Genomic DNA, 24,127 nt, shown 5'->3' on the forward strand with positions numbered 1-24,127 from the left:
CGTCTCGAAAATCATCGAGTAGGCTCTAGGATAACACATTACGAGCTTGGGGCGGTGCGCCCGTCAAACGTCGCACCGCCCACAAGGCGTTTATAAAAGCTCCCAATGGGAGCTTTTTTCGTGTTTAAAGGGTGTGATGGATGGGCGCTATAATAGCTTATTGATTTATAATGCCTATTAATATTTCAGGTTATTCTTATTTATATGCAAATTATTCTAAATGACATGTTATCAAAGTGCGCGTGTGCCCATTTAGCAACAACCTAACCGTCTCATTAAAATAAATACATGTAATGATCTTGACCGAACATTTAGAATGTCGGCACGATAGCGCCATGAGTTGAACCTGCTTGCAGGAGCTCATGGAGGGAGGGATTTCAATTGACTGAATTCAATGAAGTTCTATCTCAGTAATTTATAAAAAGCCCTAAGGGCGAATATCTGATCGGGGAATACAATGAAATCTATGAAAAATGTGCTCATGAGCACATCCATGTGCGTTGGCATGGGTGTTGTCGCTGCGATGGGTGCCGTGCCTGCGTTTTCAGCCAGTGCGATGGCGCAATCATATACAACAGGTGTCCTGACGGGTAATGTATCTGATGACAATGGCAATGCGTTAGATACAGCAACTGTCACCATTATCTCTTTGGATCGTGGGTTTTCACGGACCTCTGGCGTGAACTCAAGCGGTAGCTTCCGTTTTGCGGAGCTGCAGTCAGGCAGTTACCAGGTTGTAATTTCCGCACCCGGTAAAGTCCGCACTCAGGATAATGTTTCGATCCGTCCAGGCCAGGAAACATCATTTAACTTTGAATTGCGCGCACTAAGTGATGGGGAAGACGATACGATCATTGTCGTTGGCCAGGCGATCCAAGGTCTTGTGTTTTCTCAAACTACGACTGGTTTGCAGGTCGATGTTGCTGAAACTATCAAGCAGGTTCCTCTTGATTTCAGCCTAACATCCGTAACTTTGTTGGCGCCAACCGTGAATGTGGGTGATAGCGCTTTTGGTAATCAGCCTTCAATTGGCGGCTCATCGGTTGCTGAAAATGCGTTCTATGTTAATGGTTTGAACGTTACCGACTTTAATAACTATATCGGTGGCTCTGAGCTTCCCTTTTATTTCTACGAAAGTGTGGAAGTAAAAACAGGTGGTTACCCGGCTGAATTCGGTCGCGCGACGGGTGGTGTTGTTACGGCAGTGACAAAGTCAGGCTCCAACGATTTCATGTTGGCGCTTCATGCTAACTGGGCACCGAGCAGTCTTCGTGAGCAATCTGCGGACACGCCCGCGCGTGCAAATCGGTTGTATGAGGAAGATGACACGAGCTTTGTCATTGAAGCAGGGGGCCCAATTATCAAAGACCGTCTGTTCTTCTATGGTCTATATGAGATTAATGACCAAGAGACGCGGACATTTGCGTCTCAAGCTACTCAGACCTATGTGGAAACTACGGATGATCCTCAATATGGATTCAAAGTCGACGGCTACATAACAGATGACCATCATGTTGAGTTCACCTATTTTGATACATCATCTGATACGACTCGTAGCACCTACAAGTTCTATAATGACTCTGGACAAACCCTATACAATCTAGAGCCAGGTACGACTGTCTTTGCAAATGGTGGGTCAAGCTATATAGCGCGTTATACGGGCTCATTTACAGACTGGTTGACGGTTTCTGCTGCGTATGGTCGTAACAAAGATTCAAGTTCAACTGATGGGGGTGATACTTTACGGGTTGGAGATTACACTGGTAAATTTGAGTCTCCCGAAGGTGTGTTTGAATCACTCAACTCTCAATCTATATCCACTGAATCAGAAGTAGAAACTGAGCGTGAATTCTATCGCGCTGATGTGGATATTGAGTTCGAATTCATGGGTAGCCACAATGTCCGATTTGGCTACGATCTTGAGAAATTACACCTGAAATCAATCAGATCGCGCATTGGTCAGGATGATGCTGCGTATTACTACTATACAGCGCGTACAGATGAGGATGACCGGGTGACCGCCCCCAACATGGCGGATGGTGATGAATATGTGGAGTTGAATATTTTCCGCTCTGGCGGTGAAATTCGGGGCGAAAACACCGCCTACTACATCCAGGATGCATGGGATGTAACGAGCCAATTGTCGCTGATGCTGGGTTTGCGGTACGACCAGTTTACCGTGAATAATGTCGTAGGCGATGCATTGGTTGAATTTGATGGTGAAATTGGACCGCGTCTTGGTTTCAACTATGATTTGTTTGGCGATGGTCAGACAAAAGTTCGCGGATCATTTGGTCGTTACTATCTGCCAACGGCAACCAATACCGCTGCGCGTATGGGCTCTTACGAACTTTATATGAGCCAGTACTTTAAAGATCCAAATGGCGATGGGGTCTGGAGTGCGGATGAAATGGACGATAAAGGGGTTCCGCTCTCTCTTGGCGACCAAATTGTTGATTGGGATGGAGCAAGAAGCTGTCCTGCAGGTGGCCCTGCTGCTACAGGATCAAATGGCTGCCGTGTGACCGGGGATGGATCTTTGAAAGATACCACCAGCCAGATCAGCCGCAGTTTGCAATCAACGTATGAAGATGAATACATTCTTGGTGTAGATCACCAACTAAATGACGATTGGACTGTTGGGGCGACCTTCTTCTATCGCTCTTTGGGGCGTTTGTCTGAAGACTCTGCGATTGATGCAGCTGTAATCGCCTATTGTGAAGAAAATGGCTATGCTCTGAAAACAGCAGCAAAAGACGGCTGTGCCGATATCTGGGGTGGTTTCCATCAATATGTCATTCACAACCCTGGTGAAGATATGAAAGTCATTCTTTCAGATCCGCTACCGGGTGAGACAGAATTGCGTGAAGTCAGCTTGTCTGCTCAAGCTCTTGGCTATCCAGATGTTAAGCGTGAATATATTGGGGTCGAATTTAGCTTCGATCGTGCTTTCGATGGGGTTTGGGGGCTTCGCGGTTCTTACGTCTTGTCCGAAAGTAGAGGAAATGCTGAGGGGCAGGTCATTTCAACGATCGGCCAAACTGATGCTGGTATTACTCAAGATTGGGACCAGCCCGGTCTGATGGACGGTGCTGATGGCTTGCTGCCAAACCACCGTGCTCACCAATTCAAAGTGTTTGGCTCGTATCAGCTGACAGAAAACGTGTTGATCGGCACCAATATCAGTGTCATTTCGCCCCGCAAATTCGGTTGCTTAGGCTTCCACCCAACTGATACTTTTGCTCGTGCCTATCGTGCTGCATCATGGTTCTGCGATGGGAAGCCAACCCCACGTGGTACGCAGTTTGAAAGTGACTGGATCAAGCAAATCGACTTTTCTGTACGTTATGATGTGCCGATTGAGTTTGCTGGCTCTGAGTTGACTTTGCGGGCAGATATTTTCAACGCCTTTAACTTCAAAGGGGCGATGGATTTGAACGAATTTGGTGAAAGCCCGAATGGTTCAGCTAATCCCGATTATCGTAAAGTGCAGTCCTATCAGGAGCCACGATACATTCGCCTGGGGTTTGACTTGACATTCTAATCTCGCCTATTTGCTCTAATTGTTCCTAACTGGCGGCAGGCTTATGTCCTGCCGTCTTTTTAATGTAATTTTTCTACTATAAGTTGATTTTAATTGGGTTTAAGCGTCTCGGTTATTCGTTAAGTAATGAATTCGAAATGTGCTCATTTATTATCTTATTACCTCATTGTTATAACGTACGCTTAAATAAAACTTCATCTAGTATTAATTATGTGTTGTTCATTTGTAACAGATGGGGTGCGTTCATCACACTCGTCATCGAAATGTCATTGACGAATCCGCTTCTTCCTAGGAACGATATGTGTCTGACCTGTTACAGCGGGTTAGTGATCGGGGAGGGGGATAACGTCAAAAAGGCGAGACCCTTCCAAACATATAAAAAATGGTTCAATTGGAGGGACAGACATGCTGTCACGATTGTCGAAAACTGCCCTTTTGGGTAGTTCGCTCTTGGCTGGCGTAACGCTTTTGCCATTGGCGCATGCACAAGATGCGTCTCAAAACGCATCGGATAATCAACAACAAGATTTGATCGTTGTTACGGGTTCGCGGATTGCGCGCCCGGATTTCAACAGCGAAAGCCCAGTAATCTCACTCACCGGTGAGCAGGTCTTGCAAAATGCAGATGTTACGCTGGATACCTATTTAAATACTCTGCCCCAAGTTAACCCCGCCAGTTCTACGACATCGAACAACCCAGGCAATGATGGTCAATCGAATGTTGACTTGCGTGGTTTTGGTGCCAACCGCAATATCGTGTTGATCGATGGTCGTCGTGCGATGCCATCGGCATCAAACATGACGGTTGACTTGAACACTATTCCACAAGGATTAGTAGACCGCATCGACGTGGTTACCGGCGGTGCGGGTGCTGTGTACGGTGCTGATGCAGTAGCGGGTGCGGTAAACGTCATTTTGAAAGATGACTTTGATGGTGCCGAATTCCGCGCTTCGTATCAAAACTCCACTGAGTTCTGGGATGCCAAAGAATATCGCTTTGCGGGCACTGTAGGGGGAGATTTCTCCGAAGGTCGCGGTAATGCCGTGTTCTCGCTCGAGCGCTCTTTCCGTGAAGGTATGGTTAAAAGCCAACGTCAATTCTCCGAACAAGCCACCTCAACCACCAGCTTCTTTCCTGAGGGTTCTTTGTTGTTTGGGGCGAACTCTCCCACTGAAGCCGCGATCGATGCGGTGTTTGGGGGCTATGGTATCGCTGCGGATAAAGTAGATGTGGGTAACCGCTTTGGGTTCAACATTGATGGCACCTTGTTCTCTGCGGGACGTTTCAATACGCCTAGCTCCAATATTGAAAACTTCCGCTACCCTGTAGATGGCAGTGTCAATCTTGGCCTGTATCCAGATGTTTATTCCTATAACTTTGACTATGTGAACTTGCTGACTCTCCCTCTGGAGCGGACCTCCTTCATGGGTAAGAGCGAGTATGACTTTGAAAACGGTGTATCTGTGTGGGGGATGTTGGGGTGGACCGAGTACACCTCGGCCTCGGCTCTTGCTCCAACACCTATTTCGACCGTCTTTACAACAGCAGTAGGTGAAAATTCCCCAACTCAAGCGGTCTCAACCTTAGTTGAACCTGGGCGCACTGTTGGCTACCAGCTGATCGTTCCCGTAACCAATCCATTCATTCCAACCGATCTTGCGACGATTTTAGCCACACGTACGGGCGACGACCCAAATTTAATTGGTTCGGGTGCGACGGAACCTTTCATGATGCGGCAACGGACTTTGACGGCGGGGTTGCGTCAGTCTGAGTTTGAAAACACAGTAACGCAGTTCGCCTTTGGTGCATCGGGTCCAATTGCCAACAGCGGATGGGATTGGAATTTCTATCTGTCTGAAGGCCGTACTGAGGTTGATCAGAAGCAAACCGGTAACATCGACACTAATCGCTTACAAATCGTGCTCGAGGCCGCGGATGGCGGTGAAAGCATTTGTGCCGGCGGTTTTAATCCGTTCGGTCGTAATCCTTTGTCGACTGAATGTGCGAACTATCTCTCAGTTGATTCCATCCAGCGTACGAAGTTTACTCAACAATTGGGTCAGCTTTACGTAACGGGTGATGCCTTCGAAGTTCCAGCCGGCATGGTGTCGATCGTTTTGGGTGCTGAATATCGCGGGTTCGAATTTGACTTCGATCCTGGTTCTGCGGGTGGGCCAATTTCTGGCTTTAACGCGCAAAGCCCCACCGGTGGCACGAATAGCTTCCGCGACATCTTTGGTGAAGCTTTGGTGCCTTTGGCAAGCTCAGTGGATCTGACTTTAGGTTATCGTCTGTCTGAAGCAAAATTCGAAGATGCGAACTCTGATGCGACAGGCAGCAGTAAGGACTCCGCTTATAAGGCCGAGTTGAGCTGGGAAGTGAATGATTGGGCGCGTTTCCGCGGGTCTTATCAGCATTCTGTTCGTGCGCCGAACTTCAATGAATTGTTTGCTGGGGGCGGATCTAACCCTCAATTTTTCGACCCTTGCACGACTTTAGGGGTGAAACGTCAAGCTGATTCTGCCAATATGGAGGCTTTATGTGGTGCAAACGGTGTAGCTGCGCCGGCCACATTTGTGCCAACTCCTGGTTCACAAGTTGGTATTACTTTGGTTGGTAATACAGATCTTAATCCAGAATCTGCGAACACCTATACTGTTGGCTTTGTTTTCTCTGATCCTTTAAAGAACAGCCAATGGACAGAGCGTCTTCGCGGGTCTGTTGACTGGTGGCAAATTGATATTTCAGGGCCAATCTTGACCCCTGGTGTTAACCAAATCATCGCAGACTGCTATAATTATTATGGCAATAACTCCACCTATGATGTAAATCATCCAGCGTGTCAGAGCCTTGGCCGTTACGGCGGTGATATTCTTGAGGTTTTACTTGATCCGCGCCTTGGTGGTGATGCAGATGGTAGCTATCCAAACCAGAATGGCGGTAGCCAATCGGCCTCTGGTCTCGACTTCCAGGTGAATTGGGGTTTTGATTGGGATTGGTTCAACCTGCCGTCCAGCATGGGTAGCGTTCAGACCAATGTGTTGTTGACCCATGTCATGAAGTGGGAACAGCAAGAATATGATGGGCTACCAAAGCTAGACTTTGCAGGGACTGTATCCTTCTTCGGTGAAGGCTTGGGGACGTCCTTCCCTGAGTGGAAAGCCAACTGGAATACACGTTGGTCCTTCAGCAAGTTCGATATCGACTCTCGCGTTCGCTATATCTCATCCATGGATAACCGCGCATCGGTTATCTTCCCAGGTGAGACGTTCACGGGGACCGATGCAGCTTGGTATTGGGATCTGTCTGGGACGTATCAGTTCACCGAAGGTGTAGCCTTCACCCTGGGTGTGAACAACGTCTTCGACCGTGAGCCTGAAACCTACGCACCAAACGTACAATCAGGTACTGATCCGTCACTGTACGACATTGTCGGTCGGCGCGTCTTTGGTCAGGTCTTGGTACGCTACTAAGGTCGGGCCGATGTAAACCCGAAATGTCTTGATATTAATCGGGTTTACCTATGAGTGAGAAGGGGGCTGCGCAAGTGGCTCCCTTTTTCACTGAAATACTGCATTTTTCTTTAAATAGGGCTTCCGTTTAGGCGCGCTTATCGCTACAAGACCTGCTTCCTAAGCTTGGCGCGTCGTGGTGGAGTGTGGTAAGGCCCACACCCCGCTGATGTGGTGGGCTTGATATAGGGGTGTAGCTCAGTTGGTAGAGCGACGGTCTCCAAAACCGTAGGCCGGGGGTTCGAGTCCCTCCGCCCCTGCCAGTTTTGATGGCGATAAACGTGGGTTAAATCCACACAGGAATTGAAATTAAGTCATGGCGCGACAGACACGACAAAAACAGCCCGCTACGCAAGGGCAGGGCTCAGGTGGAGCGTCTTCAAGCGTTCCGACCAAGAAGAAATCTGTCAACCCGCTGAAATTCTTCAGCGAGGTGCGTCAAGAGGCGCGCAAGGTCACGTGGACCAGCTGGAAAGAGACCTATGTCTCAACCATTATGGTGGTCATCTTTGCTGTGATCGCGGGTATTTTCTTTTTCGCAGTGGATAGCTCTATCGGGGCCATCGTCAAATGGCTGCTCGGTTTAGGCGGTTAAGAGGTCCTAGAAATGAGCGCAAAGTGGTATATCGTTCACGCCTATTCGAACTTCGAAAAGAAGGTGGCTGAGGCGATCCGCACAGAATCTGTGTCAAAGGGCTTGGAAGACAAGTTCGAAGAGATTTTGGTGCCGACCGAAGAGGTTGTTGAGGTGCGCAAGGGTCGCAAAGTGGCCTCTGAGCGTAAGTATTTCCCCGGCTATGTTCTTGTCAAAATGGACATGACCGATGAGGCGTATCACCTGGTGAAAAATACGCCAAAAGTGACCGGGTTCTTGGGGTCTGGCAAAAAGCCTTTGCCGGTGCCTGAGCGCGAAGTCAAAGCGATCATGGGTCAGATTGAAGAGGATGCTGAGCGTCCGAAGTCAACTGTCACTTATGAAGTCGGTGAGACGGTCCGCGTTATTGATGGTCACTTCCAAAGCTTTAATGGCCTGGTTGAGGAGGTCGATGATGCGAATTCAACCTTGAAGGTTGCGATTAACATCTTCGGTCGCGCAACGCCGGTCGAATTGGAATACTCTCAGGTGGAGAAAGCCTCCTAAGAGTTTAAATCGTGCGGGAGGCTCTGGCGTAAGTCCATGTCAGGCCGTACCGCGCGAGCCCTCGGCTTTCATGAGGAAAGTCGTTTTCGTAGACGAGGCAAGTGCCTCATCAGGAGTGGGATATGGCTAAAAAGATTACCGGCTATATTAAGCTGCAAGTGCCTGCCGGTGCAGCAAACCCATCACCGCCCATCGGTCCAGCCTTGGGTCAGCGCGGTGTGAACATTATGGAATTCTGTAAGGCGTTTAACGCTAAGACCCAAGAGATGGAAAAAGGGATGCCGATCCCTACCGTCATCACGGTCTATCAGGATAAGTCTTTCACCTTCGAAACCAAGACCCCACCGGCCAGCTATTTCTTGAAGAAAGCCGCTAAGGTTCAAAAGGGTTCAGGTGAAGCGGGTAAGTCGGCTCCGATCGCGAAAGTCTCTTTGGCCCAGTGCCGTGAGATTGCTGAGGCGAAGTTCAAAGACCTTAATGCGAACGACTTGGATCAAGCGACCAAGATTATTGCTGGTTCTGCCCGTTCTATGGGCCTGGAAGTCACGGAGTAAGACCTATGGCGAAAGTTGCTAAGCGTATCGCGGCCGCTCGCGAGGGTCTGGACCGTAACAAATTGTATAGCGTGGCTGAAGCTGTGTCTGTCATTAAGGCGCGCGCTACCGCTAAGTTCGACGAAACTGTCGAGGTTGCTGTGAACTTGGGTGTTGATCCTCGTCACGCTGATCAGATGGTTCGCGGCGTATGTCTTTTGCCAAACGGCACGGGCCGTACGGTTCGCGTTGCGGTTTTCGCGCGCGGTCCTAAGGCGGAAGAGGCTGAAAAGGCGGGCGCAGATGTTGTTGGCGCAGAAGATCTGGTCGAACAGATCATGGGCGGCAATATCAACTTTGATAAAGTGATCGCGACCCCTGACATGATGCCTTTGGTGGGCCGTCTGGGTAAAGTTCTTGGTCCACGTGGTATGATGCCAAACCCGAAAGTGGGTACGGTGACGATGGACGTGACCAAGGCTGTCAACGATTCTAAAGGTGGTGCGGTTGAATTCCGCGTCGAGAAAGCCGGTATCGTACACGCAGGTGTCGGTAAAGCCAGCTTCTCTGAAGAGGCCTTGGTTGAGAATATCAATGCGTTGCTTGATGCTTTGGCGAAAGCCAAGCCATCAGGTGCGAAAGGGACATTCATGAAGCGCGCGGCGTTGAGCTCTACCATGGGCCCAGGCGTGAAGCTGGATGTCTCTCACATCTCTGTTAGCGCGTCTGCGTAAGGCACGCTAATATCTAAGTTTCCCTTTGAGGCTGACTTCGGTGGGGCTCAAAGGGGTAGGGGATGCGCTCCAATCTCTTTGAGGTGAAAGCGCATCTATCCTGTCCGAGATCATAGGGGGCTGGGCAACTGGCTTTAATACCCATCTGGGTCCCTGTGTGAGACAGAGCGAGACTGACACGTTTTGCAATGAGTTTTGCAAAGCATCTCATGTGTTGGATCGAGCCCTGGGACAGGCGTTGCGCCGTTATAAGCGTATGCACCTGATCATCAGGAGGCGCGCTTTGATGGCGTTGTTCCGAACGGTTCGTGGTGAACCGTTCATTCAGGGAGACCGCAATGGATCGTAATGCGAAACAGGATGCGATCGAAGAACTCTCAGAGATCTTTGATAACACCGGTTCGGTCGTCATTGCCCATTATTCGGGCTTGACCGTTGCGGAGATTTCATCACTGCGGGCGCGTCTGCGCGAGGTTGGCGGTACGTTCAAAGTTGTTCGTAACCGTTTGGCCAAGCGTGCTTTGCAAGGAAAACCCGGTGAGGGTGCTTCGGACCTGTTTCAAGGTCCAGTTGGCATTGCCTACTCCGACGATTTCGTTGCTGCGCCAAAAGTTGCGATCGAGTTCGCGAAGTCGAATGACAAATTCGTCATTCAAGGTGGCTTTATGGACGCAGAAGTTTTCGATGCCGCTGGCATTGATGCGCTGTCCAAAATGCCGTCTCGCGAAGAGCTCATCGCGACCATCGTGGCCCGTCTCACTGGCCAAGGCAGCCAAATCGCTCAGCGCGTTACCGCGCCGGGTGCTGGTCTTGCCGGCGCTATCGAGGCGATCCGCGAGCAAGCCGCAAGCTGATCACATCTTCCGCTATCGAACTGATACACATAACTTGCTTATGCTAAGGACCTAATAAAATGGCTGATATTGCAAAACTCGGTGAAGAACTTCTCGCTCTGACCATCTTGGAAGCGAAAGAATTGAATGATTGGCTCGAAGAGCGCGGCATTAAAGCGGCTGCTGCCGTTGCTGTTGCTGGGCCTGCTGCTGGCGCTGATGCTGGTGCGGCTGTAGAAGAGAAAGACGAATTCGACGTCATCCTCGTGTCTGCAGGCGACAAGAAAATCAACGTGATTAAAGAAGTCCGCGCCATCACTGGCCTGGGCCTCAAAGAAGCGAAAGACTTGGTTGAAGCCGGTGGTAAAGCCGTTAAAGAGGCTGCTCCTAAAGCGGAAGCTGAGGAAATCAAAAAGAAACTTGAGGAAGCCGGCGCAACCGTCGAACTCAAGTAAGCGTGACAGGGGCTGGGACATCCAGCCTCTAACGCGACCCGGTTTAGACGGGCGTGTGGGGTCTTCCACACGCCCGTCAACCCGTTTAATAGTTAACCAGGCTATCCTCGCTGTCCCGGGATAGATCTGGCTGGGTCTACCGCCCCCCTCTTTCCCCTCAGGTAGGCCCGTTTCGGCGGACAGGGTAAGCGTATGTCGCGCTTATCACAGACGGCGCAAGGCACTAGGCCTGCAAAGGGAGCGGAAATGGGTCTGTCGTTCACCGGCAAGAAACGCATTCGCAAATCGTTCGGTCGCATTCCAGAAGCGGTCACGATGCCGAATCTCATCGAGGTTCAAAAGCATTCCTATGAAAACTTCCTCATGAAAGACGTCGCAGTTGCGGCGCGTGGGGATGAAGGCCTGCAGGCCGTCTTTAGATCGGTCTTCCCGGTCAAGGATTTTTCAGAGCGTGCTGTTCTGGAGTTCGTTTCATATGAATTCGAAGCGCCTAAATATGACGTAGAAGAGTGCGTACAGCGCGATATGACGTTCGCTGCGCCTTTGAAGGTCAAAATGCGCCTCATCGTCTTTGATGTAGATGAAGAAACGGGCGCGCGGTCTGTTAAGGACATTAAAGAACAAGACGTCTATATGGGTGATATTCCCCTGATGACGGACAAAGGCACCTTTGTGGTCAACGGGACTGAGCGCGTCATCGTGTCTCAAATGCACCGTTCGCCGGGCGTCTTTTTTGACCATGACAAGGGTAAAACCCACTCGTCTGGTAAATATCTCTTCGCGGCGCGCATTATTCCTTATCGCGGGTCTTGGCTGGACTTTGAGTTCGACGCCAAAGACATCGTCCATGTGCGTATCGACCGGCGCCGTAAACTGCCAGCGACCACGCTGCTTTACGCGCTCGGCCTTGATAAAGAAGAAATTCTGGGCACCTTCTATAATGCCATCAGCTATGAGCGTCAGGACAACGGTTGGACCGTGCCTTATGTGAAAGAGCGCTGGCGGGGGGCCAAGCCGCAACGCGATCTGATCGATGCCAAATCTGGCGAAGTGATCGCACCTGCGGGCAAGAAAATCTCTGCACGCGCGGCGAACAAGCTGGCTGAAGATGGTTTGGAATTCCTGCTGGTGGCCGATGATGATTTGTTTGGGCGTTACCTCGCCGAAGACATCGTCAATATGGAAACCGGTGAGATCTTTGCCGAAGCCGGGGATGAAATCACCGCTGAGCTGATGGTTGAGCTGAAGGACAATAGTGTTGATGCGATCGATATTCTGGATATCGACGGCGTCAATGTTGGTCCTTACATGCGTTCAACCTTGTCAGCGGACAAGAATGACACCCGTGAGCAAGCGCTGATTGATATCTATCGCGTGATGCGCCCAGGTGAACCCCCGACCCCGGAAACCGCTGAAGCCTTGTTCCAGGGCCTGTTCTTTGATTCAGAGCGTTATGATCTTTCGCCCGTTGGCCGGGTGAAGATGAATATGCGCCTGGATCTGGAATGCTCGGATGAGATCCGTGTGCTGCGTAAAGAAGACATTGTCGAAGTGCTGCGCACTTTGGTGGGTCTGCGCGATGGTAAGGGCGAAATCGACGATATCGATAACCTCGGTAACCGCCGCGTGCGCTCTGTCGGTGAGTTGATGGAAAACCAATACCGCATTGGTTTGCTGCGCATGGAACGCGCCATCAAAGAACGTATGAGCTCGGTCGATATCGAGACTGTGATGCCGCATGACTTGGTCAACGCCAAGCCTGCAGCCGCGGCGGTGCGTGAATTCTTCGGGTCGTCTCAGCTGTCTCAGTTCATGGACCAAACCAACCCCTTGTCTGAAGTGACGCACAAGCGCCGCATGTCAGCCTTGGGCCCAGGTGGTTTGACCCGTGAGCGTGCCGGCTTTGAAGTCCGCGACGTTCACCCGACCCACTACGGCCGGATTTGCCCGATTGAGACCCCTGAAGGTCCAAATATTGGTCTGATCAACTCATTGTCGAGCTATGCGCGTGTGAACAAATATGGCTTCATCGAAAGCCCATACCGCAAGGTCATCGACGGTAAGCTGACCGATGAGGTCAATTACCTGACCGCGATGGAAGAAGCGCGTTATAATATCGCTCAGGCCAATGCGACGGTCGATGATAATGGCATGTTGGCCCACGAATTCGTCAACTGCCGTGCCGGTGCCAAGCGTGATGCGACTTTGATGCCGCGTGAAGAGGTGCACTATATCGACGTGTCGCCTAAGCAGGTGGTTTCAGTTGCGGCCTCGCTCATTCCCTTCTTGGAAAACGATGACGCCAACCGCGCTTTGATGGGTTCGAACATGCAACGCCAAGCGGTGCCTTTGGTGAAAGCCGAAGCGCCTTTGGTCGGTACGGGTATGGAAGCGGTTGTGGCGCGCGATTCTGGCGCGGCGATTGCGGCCAAACGTGACGGTGTGGTTGAGCAGGTGGATGCGCAGCGTATCGTTGTGCGCGCAACCGGTGATGTCGATTCCAGCCAGTCTGGCGTGGACATCTATCGCTTGATGAAATTCCAGCGCTCGAACCAATCGACCTGTATCAATCAGCGTCCAATCGTGAAGGTTGGCGATGCGGTACGCACTGGCGATATCATTGCGGATGGTCCATCGACCGATCTGGGTGATTTGGCTCTGGGGCGTAACGTGCTCGTGGCGTTCATGCCGTGGAACGGGTATAATTTCGAGGACTCCATTCTCATCTCTGAGCGTATCGTGACCGATGACGTCTTCACCTCTATCCACTTGGAAGAGTTTGAGGTCATGGCGCGCGATACGAAATTGGGCCCTGAAGAGATTACCCGCGACATTCCAAACGTCGGTGAAGAAGCGCTGCGTAATCTCGACGAAGCCGGGATCGTGGCTATTGGTGCTGAAGTCGGCCCCGGCGACATTCTGGTCGGTAAGGTGACGCCGAAGGGTGAGAGCCCAATGACGCCGGAAGAAAAGCTTCTGCGCGCCATCTTCGGTGAGAAGGCCTCTGATGTGCGTGATACATCCTTGCGTCTGCCACCAGGCACCACCGGGACCATCGTTGAAGTTCGCGTCTTTAACCGTCATGGTATTGATAAGGACGAGCGGGCCTTGTCGATTGAGCGTCAAGAGATTGAACGCTTGGGCGAGGACCGTGATGACGAATTGTCGATCCTGGAGCGCAATATCTATTCACGTCTGAAAGACATTATGTTGGGTAAGCATGCGGTCTCTGGTCCGCGCGGCTTTGCCAAAGGTGATGTCACCGAGGACGCCTTGGCTGAAGTGCCGGCCTCACAGTGGTGGAAAATCGGTCTCGATGACGAGCAGGCCATGGGCGAAGTCGAAAGCTTGAAAAAGCAATACGACGAAAGCAAAGCCCGTCTGGATCGTCGCTTCGAAGACAAGGTTGAGAAGCTGCAACGCGGTGATGAGCTGCCTCCGGGCGTGATGAAAATGGTCAAAGTCTTTGTGGCCGTGAAGCGTAAGCTTCAGCCCGGTGACAAAATGGCCGGTCGTCACGGCAACAAAGGGGTTATCTCTAAGATCAACCCCTTGGAAGACATGCCATTCCTGGCCGATGGTACACCGGTTGACATCGTTCTGAACCCGTTGGGCGTGCCTTCTCGCATGAATGTCGGTCAGATCTTGGAAACCCATCTCGGCTTTGCGTGTAAGGGTCTGGGCCGTCAAATTGAACGCGCCGTCAACGCTTACAAGCGTGATGGTTCGATGACGGAGCTGAAGGCCGCGCTCGATAACGCCTATGGTCCAGATCAGGAAATGCCAGAAACCGAGGAAGAGCTCGTCGAGCTTGGTAAAAACCTCGCCAATGGTGTTCCGATTGCGACCCCGGTGTTTGACGGTGCACGTGAGAAAGACATCGTTGATCACTTGAAGCGTGCTGGCTTTAATGAAAGCGGGCAATCTGATCTCTATGACGGCCAAACGGGCGATAAATTCAAACGCCCGGTTACGGTTGGGATTAAGCACTTGCTGAAACTCCACCACTTGGTCGATGACAAGATCCACGCCCGCTCAATCGGCCCCTACAGCCTGGTCACCCAACAGCCGTTGGGCGGTAAGGCCCAGTTCGGGGGTCAGCGCTTCGGTGAGATGGAAGTGTGGGCGCTGCAGGCCTATGGTGCAGCTTATACGCTTCAAGAGATGCTCACGGTGAAATCCGATGACGTGGCAGGCCGGACGAAAGTCTACGAAGCCATTGTTCGCGGCGATGACACCTTTGAAGCTGGTATTCCAGAAAGCTTCAACGTTCTGGTCAAAGAGATGCGCTCTCTGGGCCTCAATGTTGAGTTGATAAACGAGTAAGGCCGCTTCGGCAGTTAATGTCTGAGGGATGCGCTCCGGCCCTCACTAGGGCGCATCCCATCACCGTCAGGGAGACGGACAATGAACCAAGAGGTCATGAATATCTTCAATCCGTCGGCTGAAGGCCCTGCCTTTGACCGGATCCGGATTCAGCTCGCCAGCCCAGAGAAAATTCTCTCTTGGTCGTATGGCGAAGTGAAGAAGCCTGAAACAATTAACTATCGGACCTTTAAACCTGAGCGCGACGGCCTGTTCTGCGCACGGATTTTTGGCCCAACCAAAGACTATGAATGCTTGTGCGGCAAATATAAGCGCATCAAGTATAAAGGGATTGTCTGTGAGAAGTGCGGCGTTGAAGTGACGCTGGCGCGCGTGCGCCGTGAGCGCATGGGCCATATCGAGCTCGCAGCCCCTGTGGCCCACATCTGGTTCTTGAAGTCTTTGCCCTCTCGCATTGCGTTGATGATGGATATGGCTTTGAAAGATGTTGAGCGCGTTCTCTACTTCGAAGCGTATCTGGTGATGGAGCCGGGCCTGACCCCGCTGCAACATAACCAGCTTCTGACCGAAGAAGAATATTACGAAGCGATTGACGAATACGGTGAAGATGCTTTCACCGCGAGTATTGGTGCCGAAGCCATTCGTGACGGCCTGGCCGCGCTTGATCTTGAAAAAGAATGCGAGCGTATGCGTCAGGAAATGACCGAAACCGGTTCTGAGCTGAAGCTGAAAAAGCTGGCAAAACGCACCAAGCTGATGGAATCCTTCCTCGGGTCTAACAATAAGCCTGAGTGGATGATCATGACGGTTATTCCGGTCATCCCGCCAGAGCTGCGCCCGCTGGTGCCTCTGGATGGCGGTCGTTTCGCGACCTCTGACCTTAATGATCTCTATCGCCGTGTGATCAACCGGAATAACCGTTTGAAGCGCCTGATTGAGCTGCGTGCGCCGGACATCATCATCCGTAACGAAAAGCGGATGTTGCAAGAGTCTGTGGATGCGCTGTTCGACAATGGTCGCCGTGGCCGCGTCATTACCGGTGCCAATAAGCGTCCGCTGAAATCGCTTTCAGACATGCTGAAGGGTAAGCAAGGTCGCTTCCGTCAGAACTTGCTGGGTAAACGCGTCGACTATTCGGGTCGTTCGGTGATCGTGGTGGGGCCTGATCTGAAGCTGCACCAATGTGGTCTGCCCAAGAAAATGGCGCTGGAGCTGTTCAAGCCCTTCATCTATGCGCGTCTTGACGCCAAGGGCCTGTCCGGCACGGTGAAACAGTCCAAGAAGATGGTCGAAAAAGAACGCCCAGAGGTTTGGGACGTTCTTGATGAGGTGATCCGTGAGCACCCCGTCATGCTCAACCGGGCACCGACCTTGCACCGTTTGGGCATTCAGGCGTTCGAGCCGAAACTGATCGAAGGTAAGGCGATCCAGCTGCACCCGCTGGTCTGTGCGGCGTTCAACGCCGACTTCGACGGTGACCAGATGGCCGTTCACGTTCCACTGTCGCTGGAAGCGCAGTTGGAAGCGCGCGTCTTGATGATGTCGACCAACAACATCTTGTCGCCTGCCAATGGTAAGCCGATCATCGTGCCTTCGCAGGATATCGTTCTGGGCCTTTACTATCTTTCGATTGAGAAAGAGGGCGAGCCCGGCGAGGGCATGACCTTTGGTACCATGGCCGAGATCGACGCGGCGCTGGACGCCGGCGTGGTCAGCCTGCATGCCAAAGTTAAGGCCCGGTATAAAGTCTGCGACCCAGATGGCGAGATCCGCGCGCGCGTGATCGAGACCACTCCGGGTAAGATGAAGTTGCTGGAGCACTTCCCGAAACACCCGAAACTGGGCGTTGAATTGCTCAATGGTCTTTTGACCAAGAAAGCCATCGGGGGCTTGATTGATGTGGTGTATCGCCACACAGGTCAGAAATCGACGGTGATCTTCTGTGATAAGATCATGGGGCTGGGCTTCAAAGAAGCGGCGCGTGCGGGTATTTCCTTTGGTAAGGACGACATGCTGATCCCTGCGGCCAAGCAGGTTCTGGTGGATGAAACCAAAGCCTTGGTTGGCGATTACGAGCAGCAATATGTTGATGGTCTGATCACCAAGGGTGAGAAATACAACAAGGCCGTTGATGCGTGGTCGAAGTGTACCGACAAGGTCGCGGACGCCATGATGGAAGAAATCTCTAAGCCTATGATTGGCGCTGACGGTAAAGTCGGTGAGGTCAATTCGGTTTACATGATGGCCCACTCAGGGGCGCGTGGTTCGAAGAACCAGATGAAACAGCTCGCCGGCATGCGCGGTCTGATGGCGCGTCCAGATGGTTCGATCATTGAAACGCCGATCATCTCGAACTTTAAAGAAGGCCTGACCGTTCTTGAGTACTTCAACTCAACCCACGGTGCCCGTAAGGGTCTGGCCGATACCGCGCTGAAAACTGCGAACTCTGGGTATTTGACCCGTCGTTTGGTCGATGTGGCGCAAGACTGTATCATTACTGAGGATGATTGCGGCACGGAAATCGGCATCGAAGCCAGCGCCGTCGTTCAAGGCGGTGATGTCATCGTGACCCTGGGGCAACGTCTTCTGGGCCGTACGGCCGCTGAGGACATCAAGCATCCCGAAACCGGTGAGATCATTGCCCCGATCGATAGCTATCTGGACGAAGATCTCTGCCAGGCCATCGAAGATGCTGGCGTTGTCTCTGTGAAGATGCGTTCGCCTTTGACCTGTGAAACCCGTATCGGTGTGTGTGCGGCCTGTTATGGTCGTGACCTGGCGCGCGGCACGAAGGTCAATATGGGCGAAGCCATCGGGGTTATCGCGGCTCAGTCTATTGGTGAGCCGGGTACCCAGTTGACGATGCGGACCTTCCACATCGGTGGTACGGCGCAGGTGTCTGAGCAATCCTTCGTCGAAGCGACCCATGAAGGGACCATCCGCTTCAAAGACCGCTCAACGGTGAAGAACTCTGAAGGGGCCTTCATCGTCATGAGCCGTAACATGCAAGTGGCAATCGTCGATACCGAAGGTAAAGAGCGCGAGACCCATAAGCTGCAATACGGATCGAAACTGCGCGTTGATGAAGGCGATAAAGTCGAACGCGGTCAGCGCTTGGTGGAATGGGATCCTTATACCCAACCGATGGTGACTGAAGTTGGCGGCCGGGTGAAATTCCTTGACGTGACCGAAGGGGTCACCGTGAAGGAAGAAGCCGATGAGGCGACCGGTATTTCGTCTAAAGTCGTGATCGATTGGCGCGGTAGCGCCAAGGCGAGCGCCCTGCAGCCCGCTGTGGTCATCGTGGATGAGCATGGGGAGCCTGTGCGTCTGCAAAATGGGGCACCAGCCAGCTATATGCTGTCTGTAGGCGCGATTTTGTCGGTCAATGACGGCGACGAAGTTCAACCCGGTGACGTCATGGCGCGTATCCCAACCGAGGGTGCGAAAACGCGTGACATTACCGGTGGTCTGCCGCGTGTGGCGGAACTCTTTGAAGCGCGTCGTCCAAAAGATCACGCCATCATCGCTGAGATTGATGGGCGTATCGAATTTGGCCGCGATTATAAGAATAAGCGCCGTATCTCGATTGTCCCTGAAGGCGATGCGGAACCGGTGGAATATCTGGTGCCAAAGGGTAAGCACTTGGCGGTTCAAGAAGGTGACTTCATTGCCCGCGGTGAATACCTGCTCGACGGTAATCCAGCCCCGCATGATATCTTGCGTATTATGGGTGTCGAAGCGTTGGCGAACTATCTGATCGATGAGATCCAGGAAGTTTACCGACTGCAGGGCGTGCCGATTAACGACAAGCACATCGAAGTTGTGGTGCGTCAGATGCTGCAGAAGATTGAGATTTCAGACCCTGGTGCGTCTGGCTTCTTGATCGGTGAGCAGGTCGACAAGCTGGACTATATCGAGATGAACGAACGCCTGGAAAAAGAGGGTAAGCCTCTGGCCAAAGGTGATCCGGTCCTCTTGGGTATTACCAAGGCCTCGCTGCAAACGCGCTCCTTCATCTCTGCGGCCTCCTTCCAGGAGACCACCCGCGTTCTGACCGAAGCCTCGATCCAGGGTAAAGTCGACACGTTGGAAGGCTTGAAGGAAAACGTGATTGTTGGTCGTCTGATCCCGGCCGGTACCGGCGGGATGATGCGTACCTTCCAATCCATTGCCGATAGCCGCGATGAAGAGGAAATTGAAGAGCGTAAAGCCGAAACGATGGAGGGCGGTGTTGAAGCTCTGCCTAGTGAAATCGCAGAAGCGGCCGCTCAAGAGGCGCAATCTTAATTGCACCTTTTAAAATGACCTGAAGGTGAGGGGAGTGCGGTTCGCGCTCCCCTTTCTTTATGGTGAGTCGCGCGTTCCAGAATCATCGCGCCTAGGTGCGTTGATTGCCCTATAAAGACCACGCCCAAAGATAGAGTAAGGATGCGTATTCGCCCAACAGGCGAGCTGAGGCGTTCGCGAGGGGGCTTAAGTCTTGCAAAACCGTGTTTGACCCCTTTAAATGGCGCGCGTGAGTGAAAAAACGCACACCATGTGAATAAATGGTGACGAGGGCGTCTTGACGGAACCGATTCATGTGAGTAGGTTCCGCGCTCGTTTTCGGGGACGAGCCGTAATCCTCATGGATTAGACGTCGTCCGAAATTGCGAAAAGATTAGGTTTCAAGCCGCCTGCAAGTGTCGTCATAAGGATGGGCATGTTGCGGGTGGATTTACGCGTCCTGTGGCAATGCTGCTGCAGGCGCTGAGCGGACATTAGGACGTAGCGGAATGCCAACGATTAACCAGCTCATCCGCAAGCCGCGGAAAGACAAGCCGAAGCGCAACAAAGTGCCTGCGCTGCTTGCTTGCCCGCAGCGCCGCGGTGTATGCACACGTGTGTATACGACCACCCCGAAGAAGCCAAACTCAGCGCTTCGTAAAGTCGCGAAAGTTCGTTTGACCTCTGGTTATGAGGTGGTGAGCTACATTCCGGGTGAAGGTCACAATCTGCAAGAACACTCAGTGGTTCTGATCCGTGGCGGTCGTGTAAAAGACTTGCCAGGTGTACGTTACCACATTCTTCGCGGTGTCCTGGATACCCAGGGCGTAAAAGACCGGAAGCAACGCCGTTCGCATTACGGCGCGAAGCGTCCGAAGTAAGGAGAGGTCTATGTCTCGTCGTCACCGCGCTGAGAAACGTGAAATTCTGCCTGACGCCAAATATGGCGATAAGGATCTGACGAAGTTCATGAACTACATCATGCTCGATGGTAAGAAGTCTGTCGCTGAGCGCATCATTTATGGTGCCCTGGACATCATCGAGGACAAAGCCAAGCGTGAGCCTGTGGCTGTGTTCCATGACGCTTTGTCAAATGTGTCTCCTGAGGTTGAAGTTCGTTCACGCCGTGTTGGTGGTGCGACCTATCAGGTGCCTTGTGAGGTTCGCCCTGACCGCCGCAAGGCGCTGGCGATCCGCTGGTTGGCATCTGCGGCGCGTAACCGCAATGAAAACACGATGCGTGAGCGTCTCGCAGGGGAATTGTTGGATGCGGCCTCTAACCGCGGTTCGGCAATTAAGAAACGTGAAGATACCCACCGGATGGCGGAAGCTAACCGGGCCTTCGCACACTATCGTTGGTAAAATTTATTTAGCGGCAAAAGCGGTTCTAAAGGACTTTTCTCATGGCTCGCACGCACAAAATTGAGGATTATCGTAATTTCGGCATCATGGCTCACATCGATGCTGGGAAAACGACGACGACCGAGCGTATCCTCTATTACACCGGTAAATCGCACAAAATTGGCGAAGTGCACGATGGCGCTGCGACCATGGACTGGATGGAGCAAGAGCAAGAGCGTGGTATTACCATCACCTCTGCCGCGACCACCTGTTTCTGGCGTGAAAAGCGTTTGAACATCATCGACACCCCAGGCCACGTTGACTTCACGATTGAAGTTGAGCGCTCTTTGCGCGTTCTGGATGGTGCGGTTTGCTGTTTGGATGCCAATGCGGGTGTTGAGCCTCAGACCGAGACCGTATGGCGCCAAGGCGACAAGTATAAAGTCCCCCGTATGGTGTTCGTCAACAAGATGGACAAGCTGGGTGCGGACTTCTACCGCTGCGTTCAGATGATCATTGATCGTCTGGGTGCAAAGCCGGTGCCGGTTCAGTTGCCAATCGGATCTGAAAACGAGTTTGCGGGTGTGATCGACCTGATCAAAATGAAGGCGATCATCTGGGAAGAAGAAAGCCTCGGCGCTGCCTTCCACGAAGAAGAGATCCCTGCGGATCTGGCCGATAAAGCTGCTGAATACCGCGAGCAATTGATCGAAACCGCCGTCGAAATGGACGAAGCGGCCATGGAAGCTTACTTGGAAGGCACTGAGCCAACCAATGAAGAGCTGATCAAATTGATCCGTAAGGGCACAATCGGTCTGCACTTCGTGCCTGTACTTTGCGGTACGGCCTTTAAAAACAAAGGTGTACAGCCGCTTCTTGATGCGGTTGTTGACTTCTTACCGTCTCCGGTTGAAGTGCCTGACATTAAAGGTGTTTTGCCAGATTCAGAAGAGCCAGTCGTTCGCAAGTCTTCTGATGAAGAACCTTTGGCGATGTTGGCGTTCAAAATTGCAAACGACCCCTTCGTTGGCTCTTTGACTTTCTGCCGCATTTATTCTGGTCACCTGGAAACCGGTGTCTCGCTCTTGAATACCGTTAAAGGTAAGAAAGAGCGTATCGGTCGTATGCTTCAGATGCACTCCAACTCTCGTGAGGACATCAAAGAGGCCTATGCCGGTGACATCGTGGCTATTGCGGGTCTGAAAGACACCACCACGGGCGACACGCTGTGCATTCCATCCAAGCCTGTAATCTTGGAGCGTATGGAATTCCCAGAGCCTGTGATCGAGATCGCGATTGAGCCTAAGTCTAAAGGCGACCAAGAAAAACTGGGTCTCGCGCTGAACCGTTTGGCCGCTGAAGATCCATCTTTCCGCGTCACCACTGACGAAGAATCTGGGCAGACCATCATTGCGGGTATGGGCGAATTGCACCTCGACATTTTGGTCGACCGTATGCGCCGTGAATTTAAGGTTGAAGCAACCGTTGGTCAGCCTCAAGTGGCTTACCGCGAGACTATCAGCCAGACCGCCGAAATCGACTATACCCACAAGAAACAATCTGGTGGTTCTGGTCAGTTCGCGCGTATTAAAGTTCGGTTCGAGCCTTGCGAGCCAGGCGAGGCGTTCAGCTTCACCTCTGAGATTGTTGGTGGTTCTGTTCCTAAAGAATATATCCCTGGCGTTGAAAAAGGTATCAACTCCGTGCGTGAAAACGGTCTTCTGGCCGGCTTCCCGCTGATCGACTTCAAGGCGACCTTGGTCGATGGTGCCTATCACGACGTTGACTCAAGCGTACTGGCCTTCGAAATCGCGGCACGTGCTGCAATGCGTGAAGCCAAGGGCAAGTTGGGCATTAAGCTGCTGGAACCTGTCATGAAGGTCGAAGTGGTAACGCCAGACGAGTACACCGGTTCTGTTATTGGTGACTTGAACTCTCGCCGTGGTCAGATCCGTGACCAGGAAATGCGCGGCAATGCTACCGTCGTGAATGCGATGGTGCCGCTGGCGAACATGTTCGGTTATGTGAACAACCTGCGTTCTGCAACGCAAGGGCGTGCACAATTCTCAATGGTATTCGATCACTACGCGCCTGTGCCGCAGGCTGTGGCTGACGAAGTGATTTCAAAAATCGCCTAAGACCGCTTTGCGGGACTTAATTGGCGCTAGAGATAAGAGCGAGTAAAGAAAATGGCCAAGGAAAAGTTTGAACGTAACAAACCGCACGTCAACATTGGTACAGTTGGTCACGTTGACCACGGTAAGACGACGTTGACGGCTGCGATCACCAAGTATTTTGGTGAATTCCGCGCCTATGATCAGATTGACGGCGCGCCGGAAGAGAAGGCACGCGGTATCACGATTTCTACGGCTCACGTTGAGTATGAGACGGAAAACCGTCACTATGCGCACGTGGACTGCCCCGGTCACGCTGACTATGTTAAGAACATGATCACCGGTGCGGCGCAGATGGACGGCGGTATCCTGGTTGTGAACGCGGCGGATGGCCCTATGCCACAGACCCGTGAGCACATCCTGCTTGCCCGTCAGGTTGGTGTTCCTGCGCTGGTTGTGTTCTTGAACAAAGTTGACCAGGTTGACGACGAAGAATTGTTGGAATTGGTTGAGATGGAAGTGCGCGAGCTGCTTTCGTCTTACGATTTCCCAGGCGACGATATTCCAATCGTTTCTGGTTCTGCTCTGGCCGCACTTGAGGGCCGTGACGCGAATATCGGTGAAGACAAGATCCGTGAGCTGATGGCGGCTGTGGATGAATATATCCCAACCCCAGAGCGTCCGATCGACCAAGCCTTCTTGATGCCGATCGAGGACGTGTTCTCGATCTCTGGTCGTGGTACGGTTGTAACGGGCCGTATTGAGCGCGGTATCTTGAAGGTCGGTGACGAAGTTGAAATCGTGGGTATCCGCCCAACGACGAAATCAACCTGTACCGGTGTTGAAATGTTCCGCAAGCTTCTTGACCAAGGTCAAGCGGGCGACAATGTTGGCGCACTTCTGCGCGGTGTTGACCGTGAAGGCGTTGAGCGTGGTCAGGTTCTGGCCAAGCCCGGTTCTATCAAGCCACACGCGAAGTTTGAGGCCGAGGCCTACATTCTGACCAAAGAAGAAGGCGGTCGTCACACCCCATTCTTCAATAACTATCGCCCGCAATTCTACTTCCGTACCACCGACGTCACCGGTATCGTGACGTTGAAGGAAGGCACCGAAATGGTGATGCCAGGCGATAACGTGGAAGTAAACGTTGAGCTGATCCAACCCATCGCTATGGAAGAAAAACTGCGCTTCGCGATCCGCGAAGGTGGTCGTACCGTAGGCGCTGGCGTCGTCTCGAAAATCATCGAGTAGGCTCTAGGATAACACATTACGAGCTTGGGGCGGTGCGCCCGTCAAACGTCGCACCGCCCACAAGGCGTTTATA

The 24,127-nt window shown here is 52.2% G+C and carries 14 protein-coding genes and 1 tRNA gene; all 15 read left to right on the top strand.

Translation table 11 applies throughout. The features are described 5' to 3' along the window. Positions 1-457 precede the first annotated feature (457 nt). Entirely contained in the window at positions 458-3,544 is a 3,087-nt protein-coding gene (locus H151_RS0114825; RefSeq protein WP_019962446.1) for a TonB-dependent receptor, read from the top strand. A 405-nt stretch (positions 3,545-3,949) separates the two neighbouring features. Next, positions 3,950-7,018: a TonB-dependent receptor domain-containing protein gene (locus H151_RS0114830; RefSeq protein ID WP_019962447.1), complete on the top strand. Its 3,069-nt coding sequence runs from the start codon at positions 3,950-3,952 to the stop codon at positions 7,016-7,018. A 226-nt stretch (positions 7,019-7,244) separates the two neighbouring features. Next, positions 7,245-7,320, top strand: a tRNA-Trp gene (locus tag H151_RS0114835). Positions 7,321-7,373: 53 nt separating this feature from the next. After that, positions 7,374-7,652 (top strand): preprotein translocase subunit SecE, encoded by a 279-nt coding sequence (gene secE, locus H151_RS0114840; RefSeq protein WP_019962448.1) that lies wholly within the window; start codon positions 7,374-7,376, stop codon positions 7,650-7,652. A 12-nt stretch (positions 7,653-7,664) separates the two neighbouring features. Further along, positions 7,665-8,198: a transcription termination/antitermination protein NusG gene (nusG, locus tag H151_RS0114845; RefSeq protein WP_019962449.1), complete on the top strand. Its 534-nt coding sequence runs from the start codon at positions 7,665-7,667 to the stop codon at positions 8,196-8,198. Between the two features lie 122 nt (positions 8,199-8,320). Beyond that, positions 8,321-8,752: a 50S ribosomal protein L11 gene (gene rplK, locus H151_RS0114850; protein WP_019962450.1), complete on the top strand. Its 432-nt coding sequence runs from the start codon at positions 8,321-8,323 to the stop codon at positions 8,750-8,752. 5 nt (positions 8,753-8,757) lie between these two features. Then, entirely contained in the window at positions 8,758-9,465 is a 708-nt protein-coding gene (gene rplA / locus H151_RS0114855; protein WP_019962451.1) for a 50S ribosomal protein L1, read from the top strand. Positions 9,466-9,803: 338 nt separating this feature from the next. Beyond that, positions 9,804-10,319: a 50S ribosomal protein L10 gene (rplJ, locus tag H151_RS0114860; protein WP_019962452.1), complete on the top strand. Its 516-nt coding sequence runs from the start codon at positions 9,804-9,806 to the stop codon at positions 10,317-10,319. Positions 10,320-10,378: 59 nt separating this feature from the next. After that, a complete protein-coding gene (gene rplL, locus H151_RS0114865; protein ID WP_019962453.1) occupies positions 10,379-10,753 on the top strand; it encodes a 50S ribosomal protein L7/L12 in 375 nt (124 codons plus the stop codon). Positions 10,754-10,999: 246 nt separating this feature from the next. Continuing rightward, positions 11,000-15,079, top strand: coding sequence for a DNA-directed RNA polymerase subunit beta (gene rpoB, locus H151_RS0114870; protein ID WP_019962454.1), 4,080 nt, complete (start codon positions 11,000-11,002; stop codon positions 15,077-15,079). Between the two features lie 81 nt (positions 15,080-15,160). Next, entirely contained in the window at positions 15,161-19,369 is a 4,209-nt protein-coding gene (gene rpoC, locus H151_RS0114875; RefSeq protein WP_019962455.1) for a DNA-directed RNA polymerase subunit beta', read from the top strand. 488 nt (positions 19,370-19,857) lie between these two features. After that, the gene (rpsL, locus tag H151_RS0114880) at positions 19,858-20,229 is read left to right on the top strand and encodes a 30S ribosomal protein S12 (protein WP_019962456.1); all 372 of its coding nucleotides are present in this window, start codon (positions 19,858-19,860) and stop codon (positions 20,227-20,229) included. A gap of 10 nt (positions 20,230-20,239) precedes the next feature. Next, complete coding sequence (gene rpsG, locus H151_RS0114885) at positions 20,240-20,710, top strand: 30S ribosomal protein S7 (RefSeq protein ID WP_019962457.1); 471 nt, start codon at positions 20,240-20,242, stop codon at positions 20,708-20,710. 41 nt (positions 20,711-20,751) lie between these two features. Next, complete coding sequence (gene fusA / locus H151_RS0114890; protein ID WP_019962458.1) at positions 20,752-22,827, top strand: elongation factor G; 2,076 nt, start codon at positions 20,752-20,754, stop codon at positions 22,825-22,827. A gap of 51 nt (positions 22,828-22,878) precedes the next feature. Further along, a complete protein-coding gene (gene tuf, locus H151_RS0114895; protein WP_019961578.1) occupies positions 22,879-24,054 on the top strand; it encodes an elongation factor Tu in 1,176 nt (391 codons plus the stop codon). Positions 24,055-24,127 lie beyond the last annotated feature (73 nt).

This window comes from Woodsholea maritima DSM 17123 (assembly GCF_000382325.1).
Classification (GTDB): domain Bacteria; phylum Pseudomonadota; class Alphaproteobacteria; order Caulobacterales; family Maricaulaceae; genus Woodsholea; species Woodsholea maritima.

Excerpts from the sequence above, each read along its gene's own strand:
- rplL (WP_019962453.1), top strand. The coding sequence starts at position 10,379 with ATGGCTGATATTGCAAAACTCGGTGAAGAACTTCTCGCTCTGACCATC.
- rpoB (WP_019962454.1), top strand. The coding sequence starts at position 11,000 with ATGGGTCTGTCGTTCACCGGCAAGAAACGCATTCGCAAATCGTTCGGT.
- rpoC (WP_019962455.1), top strand. The coding sequence starts at position 15,161 with ATGAACCAAGAGGTCATGAATATCTTCAATCCGTCGGCTGAAGGCCCT.
- fusA (WP_019962458.1), top strand. The coding sequence starts at position 20,752 with ATGGCTCGCACGCACAAAATTGAGGATTATCGTAATTTCGGCATCATG.
- nusG (WP_019962449.1), top strand. The coding sequence starts at position 7,665 with ATGAGCGCAAAGTGGTATATCGTTCACGCCTATTCGAACTTCGAAAAG.
- H151_RS0114825 (WP_019962446.1), top strand. The coding sequence starts at position 458 with ATGAAATCTATGAAAAATGTGCTCATGAGCACATCCATGTGCGTTGGC.
- rpsG (WP_019962457.1), top strand. The coding sequence starts at position 20,240 with ATGTCTCGTCGTCACCGCGCTGAGAAACGTGAAATTCTGCCTGACGCC.
- secE (WP_019962448.1), top strand. The coding sequence starts at position 7,374 with ATGGCGCGACAGACACGACAAAAACAGCCCGCTACGCAAGGGCAGGGC.
- rplA (WP_019962451.1), top strand. The coding sequence starts at position 8,758 with ATGGCGAAAGTTGCTAAGCGTATCGCGGCCGCTCGCGAGGGTCTGGAC.
- rplJ (WP_019962452.1), top strand. The coding sequence starts at position 9,804 with ATGGATCGTAATGCGAAACAGGATGCGATCGAAGAACTCTCAGAGATC.
- tuf (WP_019961578.1), top strand. The coding sequence starts at position 22,879 with ATGGCCAAGGAAAAGTTTGAACGTAACAAACCGCACGTCAACATTGGT.
- rplK (WP_019962450.1), top strand. The coding sequence starts at position 8,321 with ATGGCTAAAAAGATTACCGGCTATATTAAGCTGCAAGTGCCTGCCGGT.
- rpsL (WP_019962456.1), top strand. The coding sequence starts at position 19,858 with ATGCCAACGATTAACCAGCTCATCCGCAAGCCGCGGAAAGACAAGCCG.
- H151_RS0114830 (WP_019962447.1), top strand. The coding sequence starts at position 3,950 with ATGCTGTCACGATTGTCGAAAACTGCCCTTTTGGGTAGTTCGCTCTTG.